We start from the raw sequence: 23,942 nt of genomic DNA, 5'->3' as shown, positions 1-23,942 counted from the left end.
CGGTACAGCGAGGCGAAGGGCTTTCTCGGTGAAGCAGTTGCGGATCGGCGTCCTCGCCGGCCTGTTCGTGGTGGCGGGCGTGCTCTCCTGGGGCGCCGCCCGCCTGTGGGACTCCTTCGGCACGCTGCCGAGCGTCCCCCTCGCGGCGCCGATCGTGCTCGCGGTGATCGCCGTGGTCCTGGCAGCGACGGCCCTCTCACTGCGCGCGCGGCTGAAGGCCCAGCGGGAACGCCGCCCCGGCGCGCAGGGCGTGAACCCACTGATGGCTGCCCGCGCGGTCGTCTTCGGCCAGGCCAGCGCCCTGGTCGCGGCCCTCGTCTCCGGCATGTACGGCGGCACGGGCGTCTTCCTGCTCGGCTCCCTCGACATCCCCGCCCGCCGCGACCAGGCGATCTACGCGGCCTTCTCCGTGCTGGCGGGCATCGCGGTGATCGTCGCGGCGTTCTTCCTGGAGCGGGTCTGCAAACTCCCGGAAGACCACGACAAGAACGGCACAGCCCCGGCGGGCCCCACCGCCTGAACGGACACGCCCCCGACGGCTCCGCTCAGCGGTCACCAGGGCTGCCGGGCCAGATGCCCGTTCACCAGAAACCTGGCGCACGGTTCCAGCGTGAACGTGTACAGCGTGAACGGCTTGTCCCCGGCGATCCGTACCCGTACGCAGCGCACCTCGCTCCACGTCGACTCGACGAGTTCCAGACGGTGCTGCTCAGGTCTGAAGGTGCCGCGTGACGGCCAGCTGTCGGCGACGACGAGACGCGCCGCCGTCCCATCGGCCCGAGGTGTGAACCTCGCTCCGACGATCCGTGCGAGCGTCGCGAGAAAGGGCACGTTCGCACTGACCAGGACTCGTGCGGGCCAGCGCTTGAGCCGAAACCCGTCTCCGTCCGCGTAGCCGTCGAGAAAGCCCTCGAACATCCTCCTGTCGCGCAGCACCACGCGAGGGAACTGCTGCCGCATGTGATGGGCGTCGCCGCCCACGTACTGCCGCATCAAGTCCGCCAGATATGAGGACACCGCGCGGACGCGGAACCCCGGCACCTCGCGCTTCAGATAGCCGGAGGGGCGCGTGACAGGTTCGAGCCGGGCGGTCAGGCCGACCGCGTCGGTCAGGCACTCCGCGAACTTCGTCGCGAACGCTTCGTCGTTGACCACCAACGACACGTAGTTCGTGCCGACCGTGCCGTCCGAGCACGTCGCACCGATCACATAGCCGAGGTCGTAGCCCGGCCGGATCGTGAGTCGCTCACGGCGGAGCTTCCGGGCATGCGTCCAGGCGAGCACCGTTCCGCCGGCGTCTCTGGCGTGGACCCAGCCGTCGGGACTTCTCAGCAACTGATCCGGCGCGGTGGTGAAGGTCGAGTGTTCGGTGGTGACCTCGACTACCTGCCGAGCCTTGACGGCCACCACCCCGGTCACGGTCGTCTGGACCGTGCGTGTCCCGTCCAGGGCCCAGAGTCTGGCTCCGACCCGTACGTTCCGCGCCTGCTCCCGCCCGCCGACCGCGTTCACCGTCTGCTTGCTCGGCAGTCCGTACCCCATCGCGCCCCCTTGATCAGCGTAGATTTCCGTCGATCAAGGACGCTATCGGGCACCACTGACAATCGGCCCTATCGCGCCAGTATCAGACTCATCGCCTCGGCGCGCGTGGTCGAGTCCCGCAGCTGCCCGCGCACCGCCGACGTGATCGTCTTCGCACCCGGCTTCCGTACGCCTCGCATGGTCATGCACATGTGCTCACACTCGATGACCACGATCACCCCTCGCGGCTCAAGGATCCGCATCACGGACTCGGCGATCTGCGTCGTCAGCCGCTCCTGGACCTGAGGCCGCCGGGCGAAGACATCCACCAGTCTGGCGAGCTTCGAGAGCCCGGTGATCTTCCCGTCGGGCGACGGGATATAGCCGACATGGGCCACCCCGACGAACGGGACCAGATGATGCTCACAGGTACTGGTGACTTCGATGTCCTTCACCATGATCATTTCATCGTGGCCGAGATCGAACGTCGTGGTCAGCACCTCTTCGGGCGTCTGCCAGAGCCCTGCGAATATCTCCCTGTACGCCCGCGCCACCCGGCCGGGAGTCGCCCGTAGGCCCTCCCGGTCCGGGTCCTCCCCCACCGCGATCAGCAGCTCGCGCACCGCATTCTCGGCCCGCTTCTCATCGAATTCGCGGATGGGGTTCTCCCCGTCCAGCATCACCGGGTCGGTCATGTGTGCCTCGTTCCTGTGCCGTTCTGTGGGCGGGCAAACGAATGCCGCGCCCCCACAGGCTAAAACCTGGGGGGCGCGGCATCCATTCCGGGCCAGGTGAGGCGCCGGGATCAGCTCTCGGGGCGCTCCTCGGGGACCGCCTCGTTGGGCGTCTCGCCGCTCGTCACCGCGGGCATCCCGCCGTTCGAACCGGAGGCGCCATTGGTCAGCGCCAGTTCCTTGGGCGAGAGCACCGGCGGACGCGTCGAGGGGGTACGACGCGAGGAGCCGGTCCACGCCGGACGGGACGGGCGCTTCACGATGGTCGAGAAGATCTCGGCGATCTGTTCCTTGTTCAGCGTCTCCTTCTCCAGGAGCGCCAGGACCAGATTGTCGAGGACGTCGCGGTTCTCGACGAGAATCTCCCACGCCTCGTTGTGCGCGGTCTCGATGAGCTTCTTGACCTCTTCGTCGACCAGCGCCGCGACCTCTTCCGAGTAATCGCGCTGATGCGCCATCTCCCGGCCGAGGAACGGTTCGGTGTTGTCGCCGCCGAACTTGATCGCGCCGAGCCGCTCGGTCATGCCGTACTGCGTGACCATCGCCCGAGCCGTGGCCGTGGCCTTCTCGATGTCGTTGGCCGCGCCCGTCGTCGGGTCGTGGAAGACCAGTTCCTCGGCCGCGCGCCCGCCCATCATGTAGGCGAGCTGGTCCAGCATCTCGTTGCGCGTGGTCGAGTACTTGTCCTCGTCGGGCAGGACCATGGTGTAGCCCAGGGCCCGGCCGCGCGACAGGATCGTGATCTTGTGCACCGGGTCGGAGTTCGGAGACGCCGCGGCGACCAAGGCGTGACCGCCCTCGTGGTACGCGGTGATCTTCTTTTCCTTCTCGGACATGATCCGGGTCCGCTTCTGCGGGCCCGCCACGACGCGGTCGATCGCCTCGTCCAGGGAGTGGTTGTCGACCAGCTTCTTGTCGCTGCGCGCCGTCAGGAGCGCCGCTTCGTTCAGCACGTTCGCCAGATCCGCGCCGGTGAAGCCGGGCGTACGACGGGCGACAGCGCCCAGATCGACGTCCGGGGCGACCGGCTTGCCCTTCTGGTGGACCTTCAGGATCTCCAGCCGGCCCTGCATGTCCGGGCGGTCGACGGCGATCTGCCGGTCGAAGCGGCCCGGGCGCAGCAGCGCCGGGTCGAGGATGTCGGGCCGGTTCGTGGCGGCGATCAGGATGACGCCGCCCTTCACGTCGAAGCCGTCCATCTCCACGAGCAGCTGGTTCAGCGTCTGCTCGCGCTCGTCGTGGCCACCGCCGAGACCCGCACCGCGGTGCCGGCCGACGGCGTCGATCTCGTCAACGAAGACGATCGCCGGGGCGTTCGCCTTGGCCTGCTCGAAGAGGTCACGCACACGCGAGGCGCCGACACCGACGAACATCTCGACGAAGTCGGAACCGGAGATCGAGTAGAACGGCACCCCGGCCTCGCCCGCGACCGCGCGGGCGAGCAGCGTCTTGCCCGTACCGGGCGGGCCGTAGAGCAGCACGCCCTTCGGGATCTTGGCGCCGACGGCCTGGAACTTCGCCGGCTCCTGGAGGAACTCCTTGATCTCGTGGAGCTCCTCGACCGCCTCGTCGGACCCGGCCACATCGGCGAAGGTCGTCTTCGGGGTGTCCTTGGTGATCAGCTTGGCCTTGGACTTCCCGAACTGCATGACACGGGAGCCGCCGCCCTGCATCTGATTCATCAGGAACAGGAAGACCACGACGATCAGGACAAAGGGAAGCAGCGAGAGCAGCACCGAGACGAACGGGCTCTGCTTCGACGGCGAGACCGTATAGCCCTTGCTGATGTCGCCGTTCTGGAACTTGGTCTGGAGCGTCTTGGCCAGCGTCGCGCCCTGGCTGCCGATATAGCTCGCCTGGATCTTGTCGCTGCCGTTGATCTTCTGGCCGTTTTTGAGGTCGACCTTGATGATCTGTTCGTCGCCGGTGGTCAGTCTGACCTGCTCGGCCTGGTTCTTGTCGATCGCCTGGACGACCTGACCGGTGTCCACTGTCTTGTAGCCGCCCGACGAGCCGACGACCTGCATCAACACGACCACGGCGAGGACGGCCAGCACGATCCACATGACCGGCCCACGGAAGTATCGCTTCACGTCCATCCATACGGAGCGAAGTCGCCCCGTCCCTCCTGCCCGTAGGTAAATGCTGCTGTGAGAAAAGACTGTTCTTCGGACGGTACCCCAGCATTGTGGCCCGCGACCGCACGGGACGGCTGGCAAACCCGTCTTCCCATGCTCCAACGGCGCGAGGGGGTCTGGGGTTCCCGGCCGCGGCGAAGCCTTTCCCTGGAACTTCGCCGCTCTTCGGAGCGCTCAGGTGCGCCGAGGTGCGCTCTAACCGCCGTACACATGTGGAGCGAGCGTCCCGACGAAAGGCATGTTGCGGTACTTTTCCGAGTAATCCAGGCCATATCCCACGACAAACTCATTGGGAATGTCAAAGCCGATCCATTTGACGTCGATCGCGACCTTTGCGGCATCCGGCTTACGGAGCAGGGTGCAGACTTCGAGCGAGGCCGGCTCCCTCGAACCGAGGTTGGAGAGCAGCCACGACAGGGTCAGACCCGAGTCGATGATGTCCTCGACGATCAGTACGTGCTTGCCCTTGATGTCGGTGTCCAGATCCTTGAGGATCCGGACCACACCGGAGGACTGCGTGCCCGCCCCGTACGAGGAGACGGCCATCCAGTCCATCGTCACGGGGGTGGACAGCGCCCGCGCCAGGTCCGCCATGACCATCACGGCGCCCTTGAGGACTCCGACGAGAAGCAGGTCCTTGCCCGCGTACTCCGCGTCGATCTTCGCGGCCAGTTCGGCCAGCTTCGCGTCGATCTCTTCCTTGGTAATGAGCACCGACTGGAGGTCGCTGCCCATGTCCTTGTCGTCCACCCGCATCACTTTCGTCGTCGGCCATGGGTCCGGGGCCAAGGCACTGGCGGCCCGGGAGACACAGCCGTAAGTGCATCAGCGCTTCAGCCCTGCCGGATGACCAGTCTGCCACCCTGCCTCCGGGCCTCCACGCGGCCGGGCAGGTTGATGGCTCCCTGGCCGCGCCAGCCGGTGATCAGGCGGTCGACCTCTTCGATGTGACGGGCGAACAGCGAACCCGCGGGGGCGCCCGCGGCGATGACCGCCCGGCGCAGCACGCGACGGCGGACGGCGGCCGGGAGGACGTACAGCTTGGCGCACTGCAATTGCCCGGAATCGTCCCGTACGGACTCCTCGACGGTGGCGGCCCAGGTGTCCAGGGCGTCGGCGTCGTCGCGGGAGAGCTGTGCCGTACGGGCAAGGGCCTCGACGACGCCCTTGCCGAGCGCCTTCTCCAGGGCCGGCAGCCCTTCGTGGCGCAGTCGTGAACGGGTGTACGCGGGGTCGGTGTTGTGCGGGTCGTCCCAGACGGGGATCGACTGGACCAGACAGGCCTTGCGCGCGGTCTGCCGGTCGAGCTGGAGGAAGGGGCGCCGGTAGCGGCCGGCCGCCCCCGAGACGGCGGCCATCCCGGACAGCGAGCGGGTGCCTGAGCCGCGGGCGAGCCCGAGCAGCACGGTCTCGGCCTGGTCGTCGCGGGTGTGGCCGAGCAGGACGGCGGCGGCGCGGTGGCGCTCCGCGGCGGCGTCGAGTGCGGCGTAGCGGGCGTCGCGCGCGGCGGCCTCAGGCCCGCCCTCCCGGCCGACGGTCACGGCGACGGATTCGACGGGATCCAGGCGCATGGCGCGGAGTCGGGTGACGACTTCGGCGGCGCGGAGGGCGGAACCGGCCTGGAGGCCGTGGTCGACGGTGACGGCTCCGGCGCGGACGGAGAGCTTGGGGGCCTCGAAGGCGAGGGCGGAGGCGAGCGCCATGGAGTCGGCGCCGCCGGAGCAGGCGACGAGCACGAGAGGCGGCTCGCCGGCGGGGACGGAGACGGCGGAGAAGTTGTCCGGCCGGTCGGTGAGGACGTCGTGGAGTACGCGGCGGACCGCCAGGCGTATCGCCGCGACCGCAGGATGGGGACCCATATCCGGTGCCCTTCGTGATGTTATTTGGGGGGTGCCTCGGTCGGAGTAAGGACGGAGAGCGTCACTCAGAGTGCGTCGATGGTGACAGAACCGAGCCATTACCCGAGCATTGCACGCCTATCCCTCACCCACGGTCCCTCGGATGGGTGATACCTGAGGCGTACTTCTGCCGTGGGCCGCGCCCGTCTCAGGAGTCCGCCTTGCGGTGCACCCGTGCGATCCAGTCCGCCGGTTTAGCGATCTCAGCCTTCGTGGGGAGGGTGTTCGGCGAGGTCCAGACCCGGTTGAAGCCGTCCATGCCGGTCTCCTCGACCACGGCCCGTACGAACCGCTCCCCGTCCCGGTACTGGCGCAGTTTGGCGTCGAGGCCGAGCAGTTTGCGCAGCGCCTGGTCGAGGCGGCCCGCGCCCCGGGCCCTGCGCTGCTGGAACTTCTCGCGGATCTCGGCGACCGACGGCACGACGGCCGGTCCCACGCCGTCCATCACATAGTCGGCGTGCCCTTCGAGCAGGGACATCACGGCGGTGAGCCGGCCGAGGATCTCGCGCTGACCGGGGGTCTGCACCAGCTCGACGATGCTGCGGCCGTCGTCATTGTCCTCGCCTTCCGGGCGACCGCCGGCGAGCGACTGCGCGGCCTCGCGGAGCCGTTCGACGAGGGTCATCGGGTCGACCTCGGTCTGGTCGAGGAATGACTGGATCTCGCCCTGGAGGTGGTCGCGCAGCCAGGGCACGCCGGTGAACTGGGTGCGGTGGGTCTCCTCGTGGAGGGCGACCCAGAGCCTGAAGTCGTGCGGCTGGACGTCCAGTTCGCGTTCGACGTGGACGATGTTGGGGGCCACGAGCAGCAGTCGGCCGCCGCCGTTCGCGGCGGCGGGGAGATCGCGGGTGGCGGGGGCAAACGTCTCGTACTGGCCGAGGACACGGGACGACATGAAGGACAGCAGCATGCCCAGCTCCACGCCGGTCACCTTGCCGCCGACCGCGCCGAGCACGGCGCCGCCGGGACCGCCGGGGCGGCGTTCCTGCATCTTCGACAGGAGGGGCTTGAGCAGCTCACGGAATCCGGCCACGTTCGCCTTGACCCAGCCGGCCCGGTCCACGACCAGGACCGGGGTGTCGGGCGGCTCATGGCCGTCGGGAACCATGCGCGTGTACGCGCGGACGTGCTCCTCCGAGGACTTCGCGTGCCGCCGCAGCTCGGCGACGATCTCTCGCGCCTCGTCGCGGGTCACTTCCGGTCCCGGCCGCACGAGGCGGGTCGCGGTCGCCACCGCGAGATTCCAGTCGACCATCTGGGCACCACCGATGCTCGTCATGCGTCAACCGTACGTGCTCGGCCCGGGGTGCGGTGGGGTGTGGGTGGCCCGGTTCTTCCCCTACGGGTCCCCTCAGGGGCGCCGGAGACGGTCGGGGAGGGGCCGAAGCGGGCCGGCGGAGGGCCGACGCGCGGGCGCCTGTTCACGCGAGGAGCCCGTCTGTTTATGGGAGGAGGCCGCCTGTTCATGGGAGGAGGCCGCCTGCTTTACGGGAGGAGGCCGCCTGCTTTACGGGACCAGGGCCGCGGAGAGCCGGTCCAGGGCCTTCTGGGCGGTGTCGGGGGCGGGGGTGGCGCCCGCCATGAAGGCGAAGGCCAGCAGCCGGCCCCGGGCGTCGACGACCGTGCCCGCCAGGGCGTTCACGCCGGTGAGCGTGCCGGTCTTGGCGCGGACGAGTCCGGCGGCGGGCCCGGCGTCCGCGTACCGGCTCCGGAGGGTGCCGTTGAACCCGGCGACCGGCAGTCCCGTGAGTACGGGGCGCAGCTCCGGGCGTGCGGGGTCCGCCGCGCGGGCCAGCAGCGCGGTGAGCAGGGTGGCGCTGACCCTGTCCTGGCGGTTGAGGCCGCTGCCGTCGGCGAAGCGCGCGCCGCTGACCGGCAGTCCGAGCTTCTTGAGCTCGGCGCCGACGGCGCGGCCCGCGCCCTCGAAGCTGGCGGGTTCGCCCGCCGCGAGGGCGGTCTGCCGGGCCAGGGACTCGGCGATGTCGTTGTCGCTGTCGGTCAGCGCGCGTTCGACGAGATCGGAGAGCGGGCGGGAGTAGGTCCTGGCGACGGTCTTCGAGCCCTTGGGGGTCTTGCCGGGCTCGGGCGCCGCGGAGGTACGGACGCCGCGCTCGCGCAGCAGTGCGGCGAAGACCCGGGCGGCGTCGCCCGCCGGATTGCCGCTGCGGGGGGCGGGTCCGCTGCGGGATGTGTCGAGCCGGCCCTGATCGGCCATCAGGGCGACGACGGGGGCGATGTTGTCGTTGGGGCCGATCGGGTGCTCCCGGCGGCCGGAGTAGAGGGAGGTGTCGTAGCGCAGCTCGACCTTGGTGATGCCCCGGTCGCGCAGCGCACGGGCGGTGTCGTCGGCGAGGGCGCTGAGCCCGGCCCTGCCGAGGGTGGCGTCACCGCCGCCGACCAGGGTGATCCGCCGGGCGTCGGCGGTGGAGGTCACCGTGGTGGCGATGCGGTGGTCGGGACCGAGCGCGGAGAGCGCGGCGGCCACCGTCGCGATCTTGACCGTGGAGGCCGGGGTCATCGGGGTGCCGGCCGCCTTCCCGTACAGCGGTTCACCGGTCGTGGCGTCGACGACGGAGGCCGAGCGGGCCTCACCGAGCGCGGGGTCGTCGAGGAGCGGTCCGAGCTTCTTCCTGAGATCCACGGAAACGGCTCCGGCATTCGGGGGCTCGGTACCGGGTGCGGAAAGCGCGGAGAGCACGCCGGCGGCGCTGGGGGCGGGCGCGGGCGTACGGGGGGCGGACGGGTCGTGATGTGCGCCACCCGTACGGCTCTGCGCGACCGCCCACTCGCGCTCGGCCTTACGCTGACCGGAGTCCCAGGGGCCGGCCGCGGCCACCGCCGCGGCGGCGAGCGCCATGCCGACCACGACGGAACCCGCCGTGAGCTGCCACACTTTCGGCTCGACCACGGTTGACCAGCCCCTTTCGCGATCACACTGCTGCGTGGGGGACACTTAATCACTGCGCCTTGCCACGAGCATGGCACCCCGGCCAGGAGTGGGCCCGCTGTCCGCTCCCGGACGGGGGGTCTCCTGCGTGAAGTCGCAGCACCACCGACAAATGTGTTGATCATGGAGGAGCCACCCGTGGAGTTCGACGTCACCATCGAGATCCCTAAGGGTTCGCGGAACAAGTACGAGGTGGACCACGAGACCGGTCGGATCCGTCTTGACCGTCGTCTCTTCACCTCGACCAGCTACCCGGCCGACTACGGGTTCGTCGAGAACACCCTCGGCGAGGACGGCGACCCGCTGGACGCGCTGGTCATCCTGGACGAGCCGACCTTCCCTGGCTGCCTCATCAAGTGCCGTGCCATCGGCATGTTCCGGATGACGGACGAAGCCGGCGGCGACGACAAGCTGCTGTGCGTCCCGGCGTCCGACCCCCGGGTGGAGCACCTGCGCGACATCCATCACGTCTCGGAGTTCGACCGCCTGGAGATCCAGCACTTCTTCGAGGTCTACAAGGACCTGGAGCCCGGCAAGTCCGTCGAGGGCGCCGACTGGGTCGGCCGCGCCGAGGCCGAGGCCGAGATCGAGGCCTCGTACAAGCGACTTGAGGCCCAGGGCGGCGCGCACTGACCTGGCGCTGACCAGGCGCTGACCGGGCACCGGCCGCCGGACGAATGACAGGCGGTTGACGGGCGGCGTACCCCGCGTGGGGTACGCCGCCCGTCCGCGTGTGTGACTCGTCCGCGTGTGTGACTGTCCATGTCCATGCCCATACTGGGCAGACGTGTGACTGCGCGGCGACCGGACAGGACGAGATCCGGCCCCAGGAGCGAGGGAGCAGAGGGTGGTGGCGGAGTCCGGCGGTCAGGAGGACCGGAAGCCTCAGACGGACGAGGCGCACAGCGCCTTCGCTCCGCCGCCCGGACTGGAGCAGCCGCCGCTTCCCGAGGACGACCACCCGACCTCGGAGTTCGCCCTTCCCGAGGGGCTGCGCGCGGAGCAGCCGACCGAGTCGGAGGGCTCGGCCTTCGATCTGCCGGGCGGTACGCCGACGGGTGGGCGGCCGTCGCCCCACGCGTACACCCCCGCCCGGGGCGTCCCGATGATCCAGTTGAGCAAGGAAGCGCCCTGGCAGGACCGGATGCGCACCCTGCTGCGGATGCCGTCCGGCGAGCGCCCGGTACCGGAGCGGGTCCAGCGCCACGACGACCAGGGGCCCGCCGTCCCCCGGGTGCTCGACCTGACACTGCGTATCGGTGAGCTGCTGCTGGCCGGCGGTGAGGGCGCCGAGGATGTCGAGGCCGCCATGTTCGCGGTCAGCCGCGCGTACGGCCTCGACCGCTGCGAACCGACCGTCACCTTCACCCTGCTGTCCATCTCTCATCAGCCGTCGCTGGTGGACGACCCGGTGACGGCCAGCAGGACCGTACGCAGACGGGGCACCGACTACACCCGGCTGTCCGCCGTCTACACGCTCATCGACGACATCACCACCGAGGACACGGACGTCACGCTGGAGGAGGCGTACCGCCGGCTCGCGGAGATCCGCCGTAACCGGCACCCGTACCCCGGCTGGGCGCTGACCGTGTCCAGCGGACTGCTGGCCGGGGCGGCGTCCGTGCTGGTCGGTGGTGGCGTGGTGGTGTTCGCGGCGGCGGCGCTCGGCGCGATGCTCGGCGACCGGCTGGCGTGGCTGTGCGCCGGGCGCGGGCTGCCGGAGTTCTATCAGTTCGTGGTGGCCGCGATGCCGCCCGCCGCGATGGGGGTGGCGCTGACGCTGCTCGGCCCGCATGTGTCGTGGGAGGGCCGGCCCTCGGCCGTGATCACCGGTGGTCTCTTCGCGCTGCTGCCGGGGCGGGCGCTGGTGGCGGGGGTGCAGGACGGGCTGACGGGCTATTACATCACCGCCGCCGCCCGGCTCCTGGAAGTCATGTACTTCTTCATCGCGATCGTCGTCGGTGTGCTGCTCGTGCTCTATCTGGGCGTTCAGCTGCACGCGCAGCTGACCCCGGAAGCGGCGCTGCACAGCGAGGTACGGCCGGTGGCCCAGACCCTGGCGGCGGTGACGCTGAGCTTCGCCTTCGCGATCCTGCTCCAGCAGGACCGCTCGACCGTGCTGATGGTCTCGCTCAACGGCGGTGTGGCCTGGATCGTCTACGCGGCGATGCATGACGTGGGCGGTATCTCGCCGGTGGCCTCGACGGCGGTCGCCGCCGGTCTGGTGGGGCTGTTCGGACAGCTCTTCTCGCGCTACCAGTTCGCTTCCGCGCTGCCCTACATCACGGCGGCGATCGGACCGCTGCTGCCCGGCTCGGCGACCTACTTCGGACTGCTGGGCTTCGCGCAGAACGAGCCCGCCAGCGGGCTCACCTCGCTCTCCCAGGCGGTGGCGCTGGCGCTGGCGATCGCGGTCGGGGTGAACCTCGGTGGGGAGATCGCCCGGCTGTTCCTCACGGTGCCGGGAGCGGGCCGGGCGTCGAGCCGCCGCGCGGCCAAACGGACGCGCGGCTTCTGAGGGGTCTCTCCGCCGCGGAGGGGGTCTCCGAGGGGTCCGGTGGAGTCAGCGCTTGGCGTGCCGGCCGCGGCCACCGCCACCCGGGGCGCCCGGCGTACCCGGAGCGCCCGGCGGCGTCATCGGGGCGCGCCCGTCCGTCGCGGCCGTACCCGGACCGACCAGACCGTCATCGACGCCCGGCTGCCGCGCGGCTTCCTTCTTGGACCTGGAGCGCGCCCGCAGGAACTCGATCACGATCGGCAGCACCGAGAGCACCACGATGCCGATCAGGATCATCTCGATGTTCTTGGTCACGAACTCGATCTTGCCGAGCGCGGCTCCCAGCAGCGTGACGCCCGCGCCCCACAGGGTGCCGCCGACGATGTTGTACGTGATGAACGAGCGGTAATTCATCTGGCTCACACCGGCGATGATCGGCGTGAACGTACGGACGACGGGCACGAAGCGCGCCAGGACCAGCGACTTGGGGCCGTACTTCTCGAAGAACTCGTGCGCCTTCTCGACGTTCTCCTGCTTGAAGAACTTGGAGTCCGGGCGCTTGAACAGCGCGGGACCCACCTTCCGGCCGAAGAGATAACCGACCTGGTCACCGATGATCGCGGCGAGCACGATCAGCAGACAGACCAGCCAGAGCGGGGTCTTGAGGGTGCCGGCCGTCACCAGCAGGCCGGTGGTGAAGAGCAGCGAGTCACCCGGCAGGAAGAAGCCGATGAGCAGGCCGGATTCGGCGAAGACGATGACCAGAACACCGATCAGTCCGAAGGTCCCGATCAGATAATCCGGATCCAGCCAGCTGGGTCCGAGCGCAAGGGTGGTCACGGGTTCCGGACTCCTGTGTCATTAGTCGGTCGATCGTCAATTCGGCGTGGTCGGCCGCGCACAAGCTATCAACGCCTACCTGCCCTTCCAGGTTCCACCCGGCCCCTTACCGACGCACTCCGGATCCGGCCGGGGGCCCACACCGGACGCAGCCGGGGCAGACCCTCCCAAAGCCGAGGGCCCCGGTTCCCTTCCCGGGCGCGGTCGCGCCGTGGGGGCCATTACGGAAGGTGACGAGTGGTTACGGTGAGCGCGTGCCTCCTGACTCCCCGCCCGCCGCCCCGTCTCCCGCCCCGTCCCCCTCGGCCCGTACCCTGCTGCCGCTGGCCGTGCCCGCCCTGGTGGTCGGCGCGGCCTCGGCGCTCGTGCTGCTGGGCGTGAGCGCGCTCGCGGACCGGCTGAAGGACGTGCTCTGGGAGACGCTGCCGGACGCTCTCGGGATCGGCCGCTACTCCACGCTCTGGATCGTCGTGATGCTCACGGCCACCGGGCTCGCGGTGGGGATCGTCGTACGCCTGGTGCACGGGCACGCCGGACCCGACCCGGCCACCACAGGACTGGTCGACGATCCGATGCCGCCCGGGGTGGTGCCGGGGCTGCTGGTGGTCACGGTGCTGGCGCTGGCCGGCGGGGTGAGCCTCGGCCCGGAGAATCCGATCACGGCCGTCAATATGGCGCTCGCCTACTGGCTCGGCCGCAAGGCGGCGCCCAGCACGCCGGGGGCTCTCTGGCTCTCGCTCGCCGCCGCGGGCACGATCGGGGCGCTGTTCGGTACGCCCGTGGCAGCCGCGCTGATCCTCACCGAGACGCTCGCCGCGCGGCCGGGCCCCGACTCGCTCTGGGACGCGCTGTTCGGCCCGCTGCTCGCGGCCGGCGCGGGCGCGCTCATCACCGTCCTGGTCGCCCATCCGACCTTCGACCTCGCGCTGCCCGCGTACACCGGCACCCACTGGAGCGATCTACTGGTGGCACTCGTGATCACCCCGCTCGCGGCGGCGCTGGGGCTGGCGGCCGTCTACGCGTTCCCGTACGTCCACGCCTTCTTCCGGCGCCTCGGCCACCCCGTCCTGGCGGTCACCGCGGGCGGACTGGTCCTCGGTCTGCTGGGGGCGCTCGGCGGGCCGCTGACGCTGTTCAAGGGGCTGCACGAGGTGAAGACCCTGGCCGCCGACCCCGAGGGCTGGTCGGCCGGCTCGTTCGCGCTGATGACGGTGGTCAAGATGGCCGCGCTGCTCACCGCCGCCGCCTGCGGCTTCCGCGGCGGGCGGATCTTCCCCGCCGTCTTCGTCGGGGTCGCGCTCGGTCTCTGCGCCCACGCGCTGGTCCCGGCCGTACAGCCCAGCCTGGGGGTGGTCTGCGGGGTGCTCGGCATTCTGCTCGCGATCACCCGGCAGGGCTGGCTCAGCCTGTTCACCGCGGCGGTGCTGGTCGCCGACCTGAATGTGCTGCCGCTGCTGTGCGTCGCCGCGCCGGTGGCCTGGCTGCTGGTGACGGGCCGCCCCCAGATGCAGCTTCGCGAGGACGGCACACCTCTCCACTGACCGGCCCGGCCCCGACGGGCGGTTCGTACCGTTCGTCCGTATTCTCGCGGTGGGAACCGTACCCACGCGAGGAGATTCGCCGATGCCACTGCACCGAGGCGCGGACAAGGCGGCCGGAGTGCCCCGGAGCGAACGCGAGGAGATGCTCAGGCTCTCGATCAACCCCTTCTACGGGGAGGCCGATCCCACCAGCGAGATGACCTCGGCGCCGGCCACCCAGCGGCTTCCCGATGTCCCGACCCCACCGGACACGGCGTACCAGCTGGTCCACGACGAGCTGATGCTCGACGGGAACTCGCGGCTCAATCTCGCCACCTTCGTCACCACCTGGATGGAGCCGCAGGCCACGACCCTGATGACGGAGTGCCGGGACAAGAACATGATCGACAAGGATGAGTACCCGCGCACCGCCGAGCTGGAACGGCGCTGTGTGGCGATGCTCGCCGACCTCTGGAACGCCCCCGATCCGGCGACGACCGTCGGCTGCTCGACGACGGGGTCCAGCGAGGCCTGCATGCTGGCCGGGCTGGCGCTCAAGCGCCGCTGGGCCGCCCGCAACGCCTCGCGCTATCCGGCGACGGCCCGGCCCAATCTCGTCATGGGCATCAACGTGCAGGTCTGCTGGGACAAGTTCTGCAACTTCTGGGAGGTCGAGGCGCGGCAGGTGCCCATGGAGGGCGAGCGCTTCCATCTCGACCCGCTGGCCGCGGCCGAACTCTGCGACGAGAACACCATCGGGGTGGTCGCCGTCCTGGGCTCCACCTTCGACGGTTCGTACGAACCCGTCGCCGAGCTGTGCGCGGCGCTGGACGCGCTCCAGGAGCGTACGGGGCTCGACATCCCCGTCCATGTCGACGGGGCGTCGGGGGCCATGGTGGCGCCCTTCCTCGACGAGGACCTGGTCTGGGACTTCCGGCTGCCGCGCGTCGCCTCCATCAACACCTCCGGGCACAAGTACGGGCTGGTCTACCCGGGCGTCGGCTGGGCGCTGTGGCGCTCGCCCGCCGAACTCCCCGAGGAACTGGTCTTTCGCGTCAACTACCTGGGGGGTGACATGCCCACGTTCGCGCTGAACTTCTCCCGGCCGGGCGCGCAGGTGGTGGCGCAGTACTACACCTTCCTGCGGCTCGGCAGGGACGGTTACCGCGCCGTCCAGCAGACGGCGCGGGACATCGCCGGGAAACTGGCCGGACGGATCGAGGAGATGGGCGACTTCCGGCTGCTCACGCGGGGGAACGAACTGCCCGTGTTCGCGTTCACCACCGCCCCCGGCGTGACGTCCTTCGATGTCTTCGACGTCTCGCGCCGGCTGCGCGAGCACGGCTGGCTCGTGCCCGCGTACACCTTCCCCGCCAACCGCCAGGATCTGTCCGTCCTGCGGGTGGTCTGCCGCAATGGCTTCTCGGCCGATCTGGGCGCGCTGCTGGTGGCCGACCTGGAGCGGGTACTTCCGGAACTGCGCGGCCAGCCGCACCCCTTGGGCCGGGACAAGGCGAGGGCGACGGCGTTCCATCACTAGGTCCTGTCCAGTCGATCTCATGCCGCGAGGTCCCGCCCCCGGAACCGTTCTCCGGGGGCGGGACCGACGCCCCGCGAGGTCAGCGGCTGAGCCTGCCGAACCGCCGTACCGCCAGCGGGAAGAAGAGCGCGAGCAGCGCCACCGGCCAGAGGACCGCCAGCGTCCCGGCGTGCTCCGCCGCCCAGGAACCGCCCGGCCCGCCCGGGTTGCCGAACAGATCGCGTACCGCCGTCGCCGTCGCCGACATCGGGTTCCACTCGACGACCGCGCCCAGCCAGCCCGGCATGGACTGCGGTGTCGCGAACGCGTTGGAGAGGAAGCCGATCGGCCAGACCAGGATCTGCACCGCCTGCACCATCTCGGGCCGCCCCGCCACCATCGCCAGCTGGATCCCGAGCCAGAGCATCGCGAACCGGAACAGCAGCAGCAGTCCGAGAGCGCCCAGGAACGCCGCGGCGCCGCCGTGCCAGCGCCAGCCGATCGCGTAGCCGACGCCGGTCATCACGATCAGGCTGACCGCCGACTGGAGCATGTCCGCCACGCTCCGCCCCACCAGGACCGCGGAGGACGCCATGGGCATCGAACGGAATCGGTCCACCACCCCCTTGTTCAGGTCCTGGGTGACGGCGAGCATCGTGGACTCCAGACCGAAGGCCATGGTCAGTGCGAGCATGCCGGGGACGAGGAACTCGACGTACGCCCCCTCGATCTCCCGTCCGCCGCCGATGAGATAGCCGAACATCAGCAGCAGCATCACCGGGAAGACCAGCCCGACCACGACCTGGACCGGCTGCCGTGCCCAGTGGGCGAGTTCGCGCCGGGTCATGGTCCAGGAGTCGGCGAGCGCCCAGCCGAGCCCGCTGCCTTCCGGGGTCGTGTCCGCGCCCGTGGACGCCGATGCCGTGGCGTTCACCGTCGTCACGCCGTCACCTCCCGCTGCTCGCGCCGCTCGCGCCGGTCCTGTGGGGCGCCGTCGTCCCCGTCCCCACCGGCGGCTTCCGTGCCGGCGTCCTTGCCCGTGAGATGGAGGAAGACCTCGTCCAGCGTCGGCCGGCGCAGAGCGATGTCCTCCGCCTCGATCCCCTCCGCGTGCAGGGCCCTTACGGTCTCCGTCAGCGCCGCCATCCGGTCCGCCACCGGCGCGCTCAGCAGCCGCCGGTCCACGTCCGTACTGACGGCGTACGTACCCGTTGTGCGCGCCAGCGCCCGCGCGCCGTCCGCGAGCCGGTCCGCGTCCCGCAGGACGACATCGATGCGGTCGCCGCCGATCCGCGCCTTGAGTTCGTCCGCCGTGCCCTCCGCGATGACCCGTCCGCTGTCCACCACCGAGATACGGTCGGCGAGTTGGTCGGCCTCCTCCAGATACTGCGTCGTCAGCAGGACGGTCGTACCGCCGCCGACCAGCGAGCGCACCGCGCTCCACACCTCCGCCCGGCCGCGCGGATCGAGTCCGGTCGTCGGTTCGTCCAGGAAGAGCACCTCCGGGTCGGTGATCAGGGACGCGGCCAGATCGAGCCGCCGCCGCATACCGCCGCTGTACTGCTTGACGGCCTTGCGCCCGGTGTCCGCCAGCCCGAACCGCTCCAGCAGTTCGTCGGCCCGCTCCCCCGCGCGCCGGGCGCCGAGGTGGTAGAGCCGTCCGAACATCTCCAGGTTCTGCCGGCCGCCCAGCTCCTCGTCGAGCGCCGCGTGCTGCCCCAGCAGCCCGATCCTTCGCCGTACTTCACGCGCGTGGGTCCGCACATCGAGCCCGGCCACCCGCACCAGCCCCTCGTCGGGCCACAGCAGCGTGGTCAGGATCCGTACGGCCGTGGTCTTGCCCGCGCCGTTCGGCCCGAGCACGGCGTGCACCGTGCCGCGTTCCACGGTCAGATCGAACCCGTCGAGGGCCCGCTTCTCGCCGTACCGCTTCCGCGCTCCCGCCACCACGATCACGTCGGCCACATCGATCACGTCGGTCACATCGGTCAATGTCTTCGCCTCCCACCCAGTAATCAAACTTGACTACCGAGCCGGAAGGGTAACCCCGGCCTCCCGATTGGTCAAACTTGATTAGCGAAGATCTCCGTCATGGGGAACGCCCGTCGCGTACGGGTTCTCCTCGTCCTCGCCGAGCACCGCCACAAAGGGCTCGCCCTCACCCGCGAAGGAGTACGCGCCGCCCTCGATGCGCTTGATCAGACCCCGCGTCCACTCCGCGCCCGAGTCCGCCGAATGCACCCACAGGTTCATGATCTCGCCGATGTGCCCGAGCTGTTCCGGGCCGTCCTCGGGCACATAGTGCTCGGTCACCGCGGCCCGCCAGGCCTCGATCGCGGCCACGCGCTCCTTGAGCAGCTCCACGACCTCGGCGCGCGGCAGATCGACGATGGCGCCGATCCCCGCCGACAGCACGTCCATCTTCTGGTCGTAGACGGTCAGCGCCTCACGCACGAGCCGCAGATACTCCTCGCGGCCCGCTTCCGTCATCTCGTACTCGGTACGCGGCGGCCCGCCCACCGTGCTCGGCGCGACCTCGTGCGCCAGCAGCAGGCCCTGCTTCGCCATCTGCTTGAGCGCGTGATAGATCGAGCCGGGCTTGGCGTTGGACCACTCGTGGGCGCCCCAGTACTCCAGGTCATTGCGCACCTGATAGCCGTGGGCCCGGCCATGCTGGCGGACCGCGCAGAGCACGAGGAGACGGATCGGTGACATTGCTCCAGGTTATGACGCCTGAGCCGGACACCCCCGCGGGGCCCGGACCGGCACCGGCCGGCCCGGGGACTCGGACCCGGGGACTCGGCCCTGGGGACTCAGAAGGGGAACGTGGTGCGGCCGTGCTGCACCGAGATCCACTTCTGTGTCGTGAACGCCTCCACCGTCGCGTCGCCGTTGAGCCGGCCGAGCCCCGAGAACTTCTCGCCGCCGAAGGCCACCAGCGGCTCGTCCTGCACGGTCGAGTCGTTGACGTGCATCATGCCGGTCACGATCCGCTTGGCGAAGGCGACGCCACGCTCCACGTTCGCGGTGTGCACGGCCCCGCTCAGCCCGTACGGCGTGTTGTTGGCGAGCCGTACCGCCTCGTCCTCCCCGTCGAACGGGATCAGCAGCACCACGGGGCCGAAGATCTCCTGCTGCATCAGCGGGGAGTTCTCGTCCAGGCCCGCCAGCACCGTCGGCTCCACGAGATTGCCGCGCGTACGCCCACGGACGAGCGCGGTCGCGCCCTCCGTCAGCGCCTGGTCCACCAGCGCCGTCAGGGCGTCCGCCTGGAAGGTGTTGATGACCGGGCCGATCTGGGTCTCGGGGTCGCGCGGATCACCGGTCCTGAGCGAGGCCACCTTCGCCACGAACTTCTCGGTGAACCGCTTCTCGACGCCGCGGTCCACGAAGATCCGGTTGGCCGCCATACATACCTGGCCCTGGTAGACGAAACGGCTCACGACCGCCGCGTCCACCGCGTAGTCGAGCCCCGCCTCATCGAGATCGTCGAGGACGACCAGGGCGCTGTTGCCGCTCAGTTCGAGAATGGCCCGTTTGAAGTTGCCGCCCGCCACGGCGCCGACATGACGGCCGACCCGGTCCGAGCCGGCGAACGAGATCACCTTCGGTACGGGGTGCTCGATGAGCGCGTCCCCGACCTCCGCGATGTCCGTCACCACGACATTGAGCAGTCCGGCCGGCAGCTCCGCGTCCTCGAAGAGCTTGGCTATGAGTCCGCCCCCGACGACGGGCGCGTTCTGGTTGGGTTTGATCACGACGGCGTTGCCGAGCGCCAGCGCGGGCGCCACCGACTTGATCGTCACCAGGAAGGGGAAGTTGAAGGGGCTGATCACGCCGATGACACCGACCGGCAACCGGTAGACGCGGTTCTCCTTGCCGTCCACCGGGGACGGCAGGATCCGGCCCTCGGGCCGCACCGACAGCTGGATCGCCTCGCGCAGGAACTCCTGCGCGAGAGTGACCTCGTACACCGCCTTGAGCCGCGTACCGCCCAGCTCGTCGATGATCGCCTCGACGATGTCGTCCGTGCGCTCCTCGACCAGCCTGAGGACACGCTCGAAGACCCGGCGACGGGTGTACGGATTGGTCGCGGCCCAGTCGCGCTGGGCGCGTTCGGCGGCGCGGTACGCCTCGTCGATCTCCCGGACCGTGGCGATCGTGATGGCCGCGAGCTTCTCGCCGTTGTACGGGTTGAAGTCGATTATGTCCCACGAGCCGCTGCCGGTCCGCCACTCGCCGTCGATGTACTGGTGGGCCAGGTCGGTGAAGTAGGACATGCGATCCCTTACTGCAGGTGCTGCAGGTGCAAACTCCTGATATGACGCCATCGTACTGATGTCTCAGATCAGTTGGAGTAGTCCGCGCAGGACATCTCGGCTCTCCTCGGGTCCCGGGCTGTCCTTCTGTAGTCGCCCCATCACCCGTTCGTACTGGGCGACCTCCTCGCGCTTGTCCAGATACAGCGCACTGGTCAGCTGCTCCAGGAAGACGACATCGGAGAGATCGGACTCGGGGAAGCTCAGCATGGTGAAGGCGCCGCTCTCGCCCGCGTGGCCGCCGAAGCTGAAGGGCATCACCTGGAGCGTGATGTTGGGCTGCTCGGAGATCTCGATCAGATGCCTCAACTGCCCCTGCATCACGGAGCGCTCGCCGTACGGGCGGCGCAGCGCCGCCTCGTCGAGGATGGCGTGAAAGCGCGGTGCCCGCTCGGACACGAGGACCTTCTGCCGCTCCAGCCGGAGCGCGACACGGCGATCCACCTCGGCGCGGGGCGCCTCGGGCTGGCCGCGGGTGACGACGGCGTGCGCGTACGCCTCGGTCTGCAACAGACCGTGCACGAACTGCACTTCATAGATACGGATCAGTGAGGCGGCACCTTCGAGACCGATATATGTCTGGAACCAGCCGGGCAGCACATCGCCGAAGCTGTGCCACCACCCCGCGACATTGGCCTCCCGGGCAAGGCCGAGAAGGGCAGCGCGCTCGCCCTCGTCGGCGACCCCGTAGAGGGTCAGCAGGTCCTCGATGTCTCTGGCCTTGAAGCTCACCCGTCCCAACTCCATACGGCTGATCTTGGACTCGGATGCACGGATCGAGTAGCCGGCGGCCTCACGTGTGATGCCGCGCGTCTCGCGCAGCCGCCTCAGCTGTGAGCCCAGCAGGATGCGCCGCACCACGGAACCGCCCGATTCGGCTGCGGTCACGTCTCCAACCCTCCCCATCACATGTGGATCTCCCCGGAGCACCCCCGAACTCCAAGTGCCGGATTCTGCCATCAAAACGCTTCAGCCCGTACTCATTCGATTACGGAAATAAGAAGGCTTTGCGGAGAGAGTAAAACTGGTCACGGGAAGAAATACTCCAGAAACGGCACGGGACGGGCGAAGTCCGGCGCGTGCACGTGCATCTGCCCTTGCATCTGCCGTACGCATTCGGAACCATGGTCCCCGCGCACCTGCGTGCTCGTTCGTGATTGACGTGATGTTGACGCTGGACCACCGCAGTAACGCTACGGCCGCGAATCCCGGGAGTGCTTCGCATGGGGACGAATGGATCGACCATGCTTGAGCCGTTAAGGCAGGGGCTTCCCCCCATCGACCCCTCGGCGGCCGCGGGTTCGGTGTCGTGCGCACTGCCCGCCCGCTATGAAGCGGTGCGCGGGGCGCGGCAGTTCACCAGGAACACCCTGACCCAGTGGGAGCTGAGCGACCGCTTCGACGACGTCGCGCTGGTCGTCTCCGAACTCGTCACCAACGCGCTGCGGCACGCCCTGCCGGCCGACACCCCGCGCGAGCCCCAGGACGCTTCCGTACGGCTGCACCTGATGCGGTGGTCGTCGCGGCTGGTATGCGCGGTACGGGACCCCAGTCACGCGAGCCCCGAGGCGCGGAAGACCGAGGAGGACTGCGCGGCGGAGTCGGGCCGGGGGCTGTTCCTGGTCGAGTCGTTCAGCGACACCTGGGGCTGGCATCCGCTGGCGGGATCGCTGCACGGCAAGGTGGTCTGGGCGCTGTTCCAGCTACGGACGGCCGACTGACCGGCCGGCGCCGGTACGTACCGGCACTGGTACGTCTGGTACGTCTGGTACGTCTGGTACGTCTGCTACGTACTGGTACCGGCGGGCGTGCTCAGCCGCCCGCCGTCAGATGGTCGAACTCCCCATCCTTGACGCCCAGCAGCATGGCCTCGATCTCGGCGATCGTGTAGACCAGCGCGGGACCGTCGGGGTGGCGTGAGTTGCGTACCGCCACCTCGCCGCCGGGCAGCTTGGCGAACTCCACGCACGATCCTTGGGAGTTGCTGTGCCTGCTCTTCTGCCAGACGACTCCGTGAAGCTCTGTGGCCGTAATGCCGTTGTACACGTGGTGCACAGGTCGCTCCCCGAGTTGCAAGGTGCAGTCGTCAACTTTCTCGGATCATAGCTGTGTTTCATGTGCTGATGCATGAGCAAATGCACGTGCACGCGGGGTGTTCCTTTGGTTACAGCCGCCGCCCCCGACCCCGGTTACCCCGCTTCTCCATAGAGACGCGTTTCAGGGCCTTCCGGATCCCTTCCCCGACCGACTGGTTGTTCGGGTACCCCGCGAAGACAGGAAGACTCCCCGCGCGATCCGAACGCGGGGAGCCCGTGGAGTGCAGCCCGCAGACGATCGCGACGGGCAGTCTGCTGTCGATGTCGCCCATCAATGGGCCTCGGGGCGGCGGCCGTAGCGGCGCTCGAAGCGCTCCACGCGGCCGGCGGTGTCGAGGACGCGCGCGGTACCCGTATAGAAGGGGTGGCTCGCCGAGGAGATCTCGACATCGATGACGGGGTAGGTGTGGCCGTCCTCCCAGACGACCGTCTTCTCGGCGGTCGCGGTCGAGCGGGTGAGGAAGGCGTAGTCGGCGGCCTTGTCGCGGAAGACGACGGGCTGGTACGCGGGGTGGATTCCGGGCTTCATGTCGGCCTCTTCGTTCTCGGCGTCTTCGTTCTCTGGTCTGCGTTCTCTCGCGAGCGCTCTGTCGTCAGCGTTCTTCACGGAAGTCGGTGTGCCGGCGGAGGAGCGGGTCGTACTTGCGCAGCGTCAGGCGGTCCGGGTTGTTACGGCGGTTCTTGCGCGTGACGTACGTGTAGCCGGTCCCCGCGGTGGAGCGGAGCTTGATGATCGGGCGCAGTTCGTTGCGTGCCATGGGGTTAGTATATGGAAATGGTTTCCATTTCCAAAAAGAAGGATGTGTGACCTTGTCCGCCCACTGCCAGCTGACCGGGGCCAAGCCCGGCTTCGGCAACCGGATCTCCCACTCGCACCGGCGCACCTCGCGCCGCTTCGACCCCAACATCCAGCGCAAGCGCTACTGGCTGCCGAGCGAGGGCAGGCATGTCAGGCTCACCCTCAGCGCCAGGGCGATCAAGACCGTCGACGCCATCGGCATCGAGGCCGCCGTCGCCCGGATCCGTGCCCGGGGGGTAAACGTCTGATGGCGAAGAAGAGCAAGATCGTCCGCAATGAGCGGCGCGAAGAGGTCGTGGAGCGGTACGCCGAACGCCGCGCCGAGTTGAAGGAGTTGATCCGGCACCCCGGCACGCCCGAGGGGCAACGGCAGGCCGCACAGGAGGAATTGCGACGTCAGCCGCGCGACGCGAGCGCCACGCGGGTGCGGAACCGCGACAGCGTGGACGGCCGGCCACGCGGCCATCTCAGGAAGTTCGGCCTGTCCAGGGTGCGTGTGCGGGAGCAGGCGCACGCCGGATTCCTTCCGGGAGTGCGCAAGTCCTCCTGGTAGTTTTGCGCGGTCCCGGCACCGACCTCAGGGAGACTTGAACGTGCGGAATCTCGTACGGACCAGCGCGGCCACGACCGGGCTCGTCGTGGCCTTCGCACTCGCGCTCACGGGCTGCGGCGGGGGCAGCGGCGACGACTCGGCCAAGAACAAGGGCGGTGCGACGGCACCGAGCGGGACCGGCGGCGAGGGGTCCGGTTCGACCGCTGACTCCGGCTCCGGCGCGGACGCCGCCGCGGCGGGCGTCGAGGGCACCTGGGCCGGACTGAGCGACGGCAAGACCGTCGCGCTGTCGGTCAAGTCCGGCAAGGTCGCGCTCGTCGCGGACCAGCATGTCTGCCAGGGCGCGGTGGAGGACATGGGCGAGCCGATGTTCTCCCTCAAGTGCGCCGACGGCAACGCCGACCGCACGATGGGGACGATCGAGTCGAATGACGGCAAGACCCTGGTGATCTCCTGGGGCAAGGGCGTCAAGGACACCTTGACGAAGGCCGGGGACAACAAGCTGCCGGACGGACTGCCGAGCGATCTGCCGACGGACCCGCCGACGTCGTGATGCCGTGA

At 69.4% G+C, this 23,942-nt stretch carries 25 protein-coding genes; 9 read left to right on the top strand and 16 right to left on the bottom strand.

All coding sequences use genetic code 11. The features are described 5' to 3' along the window. Positions 1 to 28 precede the first annotated feature (28 nt). Entirely contained in the window at positions 29 to 520 is a 492-nt protein-coding gene (locus AB0M67_RS29705) for a DUF3180 domain-containing protein (RefSeq protein WP_365750419.1), read from the top strand. 32 nt (positions 521 to 552) lie between these two features. On the opposite strand, the gene AB0M67_RS29700 is transcribed toward AB0M67_RS29705, so the two are convergent. The 7 genes from AB0M67_RS29700 to dacB form a co-directional block, all read right to left on the bottom strand. Beyond that, complete coding sequence (locus AB0M67_RS29700; RefSeq protein ID WP_365750417.1) at positions 553 to 1,542, bottom strand: hypothetical protein; 990 nt, start codon at positions 1,540 to 1,542, stop codon at positions 553 to 555. Between the two features lie 68 nt (positions 1,543 to 1,610). After that, positions 1,611 to 2,216: a GTP cyclohydrolase I FolE gene (gene folE, locus AB0M67_RS29695; protein ID WP_365750415.1), complete on the bottom strand. Its 606-nt coding sequence runs from the start codon at positions 2,214 to 2,216 to the stop codon at positions 1,611 to 1,613. Positions 2,217 to 2,326: 110 nt separating this feature from the next. After that, positions 2,327 to 4,354, bottom strand: coding sequence for an ATP-dependent zinc metalloprotease FtsH (gene ftsH, locus AB0M67_RS29690; RefSeq protein WP_365750413.1), 2,028 nt, complete (start codon positions 4,352 to 4,354; stop codon positions 2,327 to 2,329). A 234-nt stretch (positions 4,355 to 4,588) separates the two neighbouring features. Beyond that, a complete protein-coding gene (hpt, locus tag AB0M67_RS29685; protein ID WP_365750411.1) occupies positions 4,589 to 5,149 on the bottom strand; it encodes a hypoxanthine phosphoribosyltransferase in 561 nt (186 codons plus the stop codon). A 77-nt stretch (positions 5,150 to 5,226) separates the two neighbouring features. Continuing rightward, entirely contained in the window at positions 5,227 to 6,252 is a 1,026-nt protein-coding gene (gene tilS, locus AB0M67_RS29680) for a tRNA lysidine(34) synthetase TilS (protein ID WP_365750410.1), read from the bottom strand. 187 nt (positions 6,253 to 6,439) lie between these two features. Beyond that, entirely contained in the window at positions 6,440 to 7,570 is a 1,131-nt protein-coding gene (locus AB0M67_RS29675) for a zinc-dependent metalloprotease (protein WP_365750409.1), read from the bottom strand. 228 nt (positions 7,571 to 7,798) lie between these two features. Next, a complete protein-coding gene (dacB, locus tag AB0M67_RS29670) occupies positions 7,799 to 9,148 on the bottom strand; it encodes a D-alanyl-D-alanine carboxypeptidase/D-alanyl-D-alanine-endopeptidase (protein WP_365750525.1) in 1,350 nt (449 codons plus the stop codon). Positions 9,149 to 9,376: 228 nt separating this feature from the next. Between dacB and AB0M67_RS29665 the strand changes: the two genes are divergently transcribed. Further along, complete coding sequence (locus AB0M67_RS29665) at positions 9,377 to 9,871, top strand: inorganic diphosphatase (protein WP_003968257.1); 495 nt, start codon at positions 9,377 to 9,379, stop codon at positions 9,869 to 9,871. A 217-nt stretch (positions 9,872 to 10,088) separates the two neighbouring features. Then, on the top strand, positions 10,089 to 11,756 hold the full coding sequence (locus AB0M67_RS29660; protein WP_365750523.1) for a threonine/serine exporter family protein: 1,668 nt from the start codon (positions 10,089 to 10,091) through the stop codon (positions 11,754 to 11,756). Between the two features lie 45 nt (positions 11,757 to 11,801). Here AB0M67_RS29660 and AB0M67_RS29655 read toward each other — a convergent pair whose 3' ends face one another. Beyond that, positions 11,802 to 12,575 carry a VTT domain-containing protein gene (locus tag AB0M67_RS29655; protein WP_365750407.1) on the bottom strand — a complete coding sequence of 258 codons (774 nt, stop codon included), beginning with the start codon at positions 12,573 to 12,575 and terminating at the stop codon, positions 11,802 to 11,804. Positions 12,576 to 12,829: 254 nt separating this feature from the next. Between AB0M67_RS29655 and AB0M67_RS29650 the strand changes: the two genes are divergently transcribed. Further along, positions 12,830 to 14,116, top strand: coding sequence for an ion channel protein (locus AB0M67_RS29650; RefSeq protein ID WP_365750405.1), 1,287 nt, complete (start codon positions 12,830 to 12,832; stop codon positions 14,114 to 14,116). An 82-nt stretch (positions 14,117 to 14,198) separates the two neighbouring features. Further along, entirely contained in the window at positions 14,199 to 15,635 is a 1,437-nt protein-coding gene (locus AB0M67_RS29645; protein ID WP_365750403.1) for a glutamate decarboxylase, read from the top strand. A 79-nt stretch (positions 15,636 to 15,714) separates the two neighbouring features. Here AB0M67_RS29645 and AB0M67_RS29640 read toward each other — a convergent pair whose 3' ends face one another. From AB0M67_RS29640 to AB0M67_RS29620, 5 genes are all read right to left on the bottom strand, one after another. Next, positions 15,715 to 16,461, bottom strand: a complete 747-nt coding sequence (locus tag AB0M67_RS29640) for an ABC transporter permease (protein ID WP_365750521.1) — start codon at positions 16,459 to 16,461, stop codon at positions 15,715 to 15,717. A 92-nt stretch (positions 16,462 to 16,553) separates the two neighbouring features. After that, complete coding sequence (locus tag AB0M67_RS29635; protein WP_365750519.1) at positions 16,554 to 17,579, bottom strand: ATP-binding cassette domain-containing protein; 1,026 nt, start codon at positions 17,577 to 17,579, stop codon at positions 16,554 to 16,556. 108 nt (positions 17,580 to 17,687) lie between these two features. After that, positions 17,688 to 18,329: a PadR family transcriptional regulator gene (locus AB0M67_RS29630; RefSeq protein ID WP_365750401.1), complete on the bottom strand. Its 642-nt coding sequence runs from the start codon at positions 18,327 to 18,329 to the stop codon at positions 17,688 to 17,690. Between the two features lie 98 nt (positions 18,330 to 18,427). After that, positions 18,428 to 19,894 carry an aldehyde dehydrogenase family protein gene (locus AB0M67_RS29625; RefSeq protein WP_365750399.1) on the bottom strand — a complete coding sequence of 489 codons (1,467 nt, stop codon included), beginning with the start codon at positions 19,892 to 19,894 and terminating at the stop codon, positions 18,428 to 18,430. 63 nt (positions 19,895 to 19,957) lie between these two features. Further along, a complete protein-coding gene (locus AB0M67_RS29620) occupies positions 19,958 to 20,839 on the bottom strand; it encodes a helix-turn-helix transcriptional regulator (protein WP_365750397.1) in 882 nt (293 codons plus the stop codon). 317 nt (positions 20,840 to 21,156) lie between these two features. On the opposite strand from AB0M67_RS29620, the gene AB0M67_RS29615 reads away from it, so the two are divergent. Beyond that, a complete protein-coding gene (locus tag AB0M67_RS29615; RefSeq protein WP_351393169.1) occupies positions 21,157 to 21,654 on the top strand; it encodes an ATP-binding protein in 498 nt (165 codons plus the stop codon). 91 nt (positions 21,655 to 21,745) lie between these two features. Here the strand turns inward: AB0M67_RS29615 and AB0M67_RS29610 are convergent, their stop codons facing one another. From AB0M67_RS29610 to rpmG, 3 genes are all read right to left on the bottom strand, one after another. Then, positions 21,746 to 21,988 carry a DUF397 domain-containing protein gene (locus AB0M67_RS29610; RefSeq protein WP_030354490.1) on the bottom strand — a complete coding sequence of 81 codons (243 nt, stop codon included), beginning with the start codon at positions 21,986 to 21,988 and terminating at the stop codon, positions 21,746 to 21,748. Positions 21,989 to 22,300: 312 nt separating this feature from the next. Continuing rightward, positions 22,301 to 22,558 carry a type B 50S ribosomal protein L31 gene (locus AB0M67_RS29605; protein WP_365750395.1) on the bottom strand — a complete coding sequence of 86 codons (258 nt, stop codon included), beginning with the start codon at positions 22,556 to 22,558 and terminating at the stop codon, positions 22,301 to 22,303. A 64-nt stretch (positions 22,559 to 22,622) separates the two neighbouring features. Continuing rightward, positions 22,623 to 22,787: a 50S ribosomal protein L33 gene (rpmG, locus tag AB0M67_RS29600; protein WP_365750393.1), complete on the bottom strand. Its 165-nt coding sequence runs from the start codon at positions 22,785 to 22,787 to the stop codon at positions 22,623 to 22,625. Positions 22,788 to 22,839: 52 nt separating this feature from the next. On the opposite strand from rpmG, the gene rpmB reads away from it, so the two are divergent. The 3 genes from rpmB to AB0M67_RS29585 are packed head-to-tail and all read left to right on the top strand — an operon-like array spanning position 22,840 to position 23,934. Further along, a complete protein-coding gene (gene rpmB / locus AB0M67_RS29595) occupies positions 22,840 to 23,076 on the top strand; it encodes a 50S ribosomal protein L28 (RefSeq protein WP_365750517.1) in 237 nt (78 codons plus the stop codon). Continuing rightward, positions 23,076 to 23,381 (top strand): 30S ribosomal protein S14, encoded by a 306-nt coding sequence (gene rpsN / locus AB0M67_RS29590; protein WP_365750391.1) that lies wholly within the window; start codon positions 23,076 to 23,078, stop codon positions 23,379 to 23,381. The genes rpmB and rpsN overlap by 1 nt, the downstream gene beginning before the upstream one ends. Before the next feature lie 40 nt (positions 23,382 to 23,421). Next, positions 23,422 to 23,934, top strand: a complete 513-nt coding sequence (locus AB0M67_RS29585; protein ID WP_365750389.1) for a hypothetical protein — start codon at positions 23,422 to 23,424, stop codon at positions 23,932 to 23,934. The last annotated feature ends 8 nt before the right edge of the window (positions 23,935 to 23,942 follow it).

This window comes from Streptomyces sp. NPDC051662 (assembly GCF_040681655.1).
Taxonomy (GTDB): domain Bacteria; phylum Actinomycetota; class Actinomycetes; order Streptomycetales; family Streptomycetaceae; genus Streptomyces.
This window is presented reverse-complemented; position numbering and strand designations above follow the sequence as displayed.

What these genes read in the sequence shown, in the direction of transcription:
- AB0M67_RS29645 (WP_365750403.1), top strand. Translation starts at nt 14,199, where the DNA reads ATGCCACTGCACCGAGGCGCGGACAAGGCGGCCGGAGTGCCCCGGAGC.
- hpt (WP_365750411.1), bottom strand. Translation starts at nt 5,149, where the DNA reads ATGCGGGTGGACGACAAGGACATGGGCAGCGACCTCCAGTCGGTGCTC.
- dacB (WP_365750525.1), bottom strand. Translation starts at nt 9,148, where the DNA reads ATGGCGCTCGCCGCCGCGGCGGTGGCCGCGGCCGGCCCCTGGGACTCC.
- rpsN (WP_365750391.1), top strand. Translation starts at nt 23,076, where the DNA reads ATGGCGAAGAAGAGCAAGATCGTCCGCAATGAGCGGCGCGAAGAGGTC.
- AB0M67_RS29640 (WP_365750521.1), bottom strand. Translation starts at nt 16,461, where the DNA reads ATGACCCGGCGCGAACTCGCCCACTGGGCACGGCAGCCGGTCCAGGTC.
- AB0M67_RS29620 (WP_365750397.1), bottom strand. Translation starts at nt 20,839, where the DNA reads ATGGGGAGGGTTGGAGACGTGACCGCAGCCGAATCGGGCGGTTCCGTG.
- AB0M67_RS29700 (WP_365750417.1), bottom strand. Translation starts at nt 1,542, where the DNA reads ATGGGGTACGGACTGCCGAGCAAGCAGACGGTGAACGCGGTCGGCGGG.
- folE (WP_365750415.1), bottom strand. Translation starts at nt 2,216, where the DNA reads ATGACCGACCCGGTGATGCTGGACGGGGAGAACCCCATCCGCGAATTC.
- ftsH (WP_365750413.1), bottom strand. Translation starts at nt 4,354, where the DNA reads ATGGACGTGAAGCGATACTTCCGTGGGCCGGTCATGTGGATCGTGCTG.
- AB0M67_RS29675 (WP_365750409.1), bottom strand. Translation starts at nt 7,570, where the DNA reads ATGACGAGCATCGGTGGTGCCCAGATGGTCGACTGGAATCTCGCGGTG.
- AB0M67_RS29625 (WP_365750399.1), bottom strand. Translation starts at nt 19,894, where the DNA reads ATGTCCTACTTCACCGACCTGGCCCACCAGTACATCGACGGCGAGTGG.
- rpmG (WP_365750393.1), bottom strand. Translation starts at nt 22,787, where the DNA reads ATGGCACGCAACGAACTGCGCCCGATCATCAAGCTCCGCTCCACCGCG.
- AB0M67_RS29605 (WP_365750395.1), bottom strand. Translation starts at nt 22,558, where the DNA reads ATGAAGCCCGGAATCCACCCCGCGTACCAGCCCGTCGTCTTCCGCGAC.
- tilS (WP_365750410.1), bottom strand. Translation starts at nt 6,252, where the DNA reads ATGGGTCCCCATCCTGCGGTCGCGGCGATACGCCTGGCGGTCCGCCGC.
- AB0M67_RS29615 (WP_351393169.1), top strand. Translation starts at nt 21,157, where the DNA reads ATGGGGACGAATGGATCGACCATGCTTGAGCCGTTAAGGCAGGGGCTT.
- AB0M67_RS29630 (WP_365750401.1), bottom strand. Translation starts at nt 18,329, where the DNA reads ATGTCACCGATCCGTCTCCTCGTGCTCTGCGCGGTCCGCCAGCATGGC.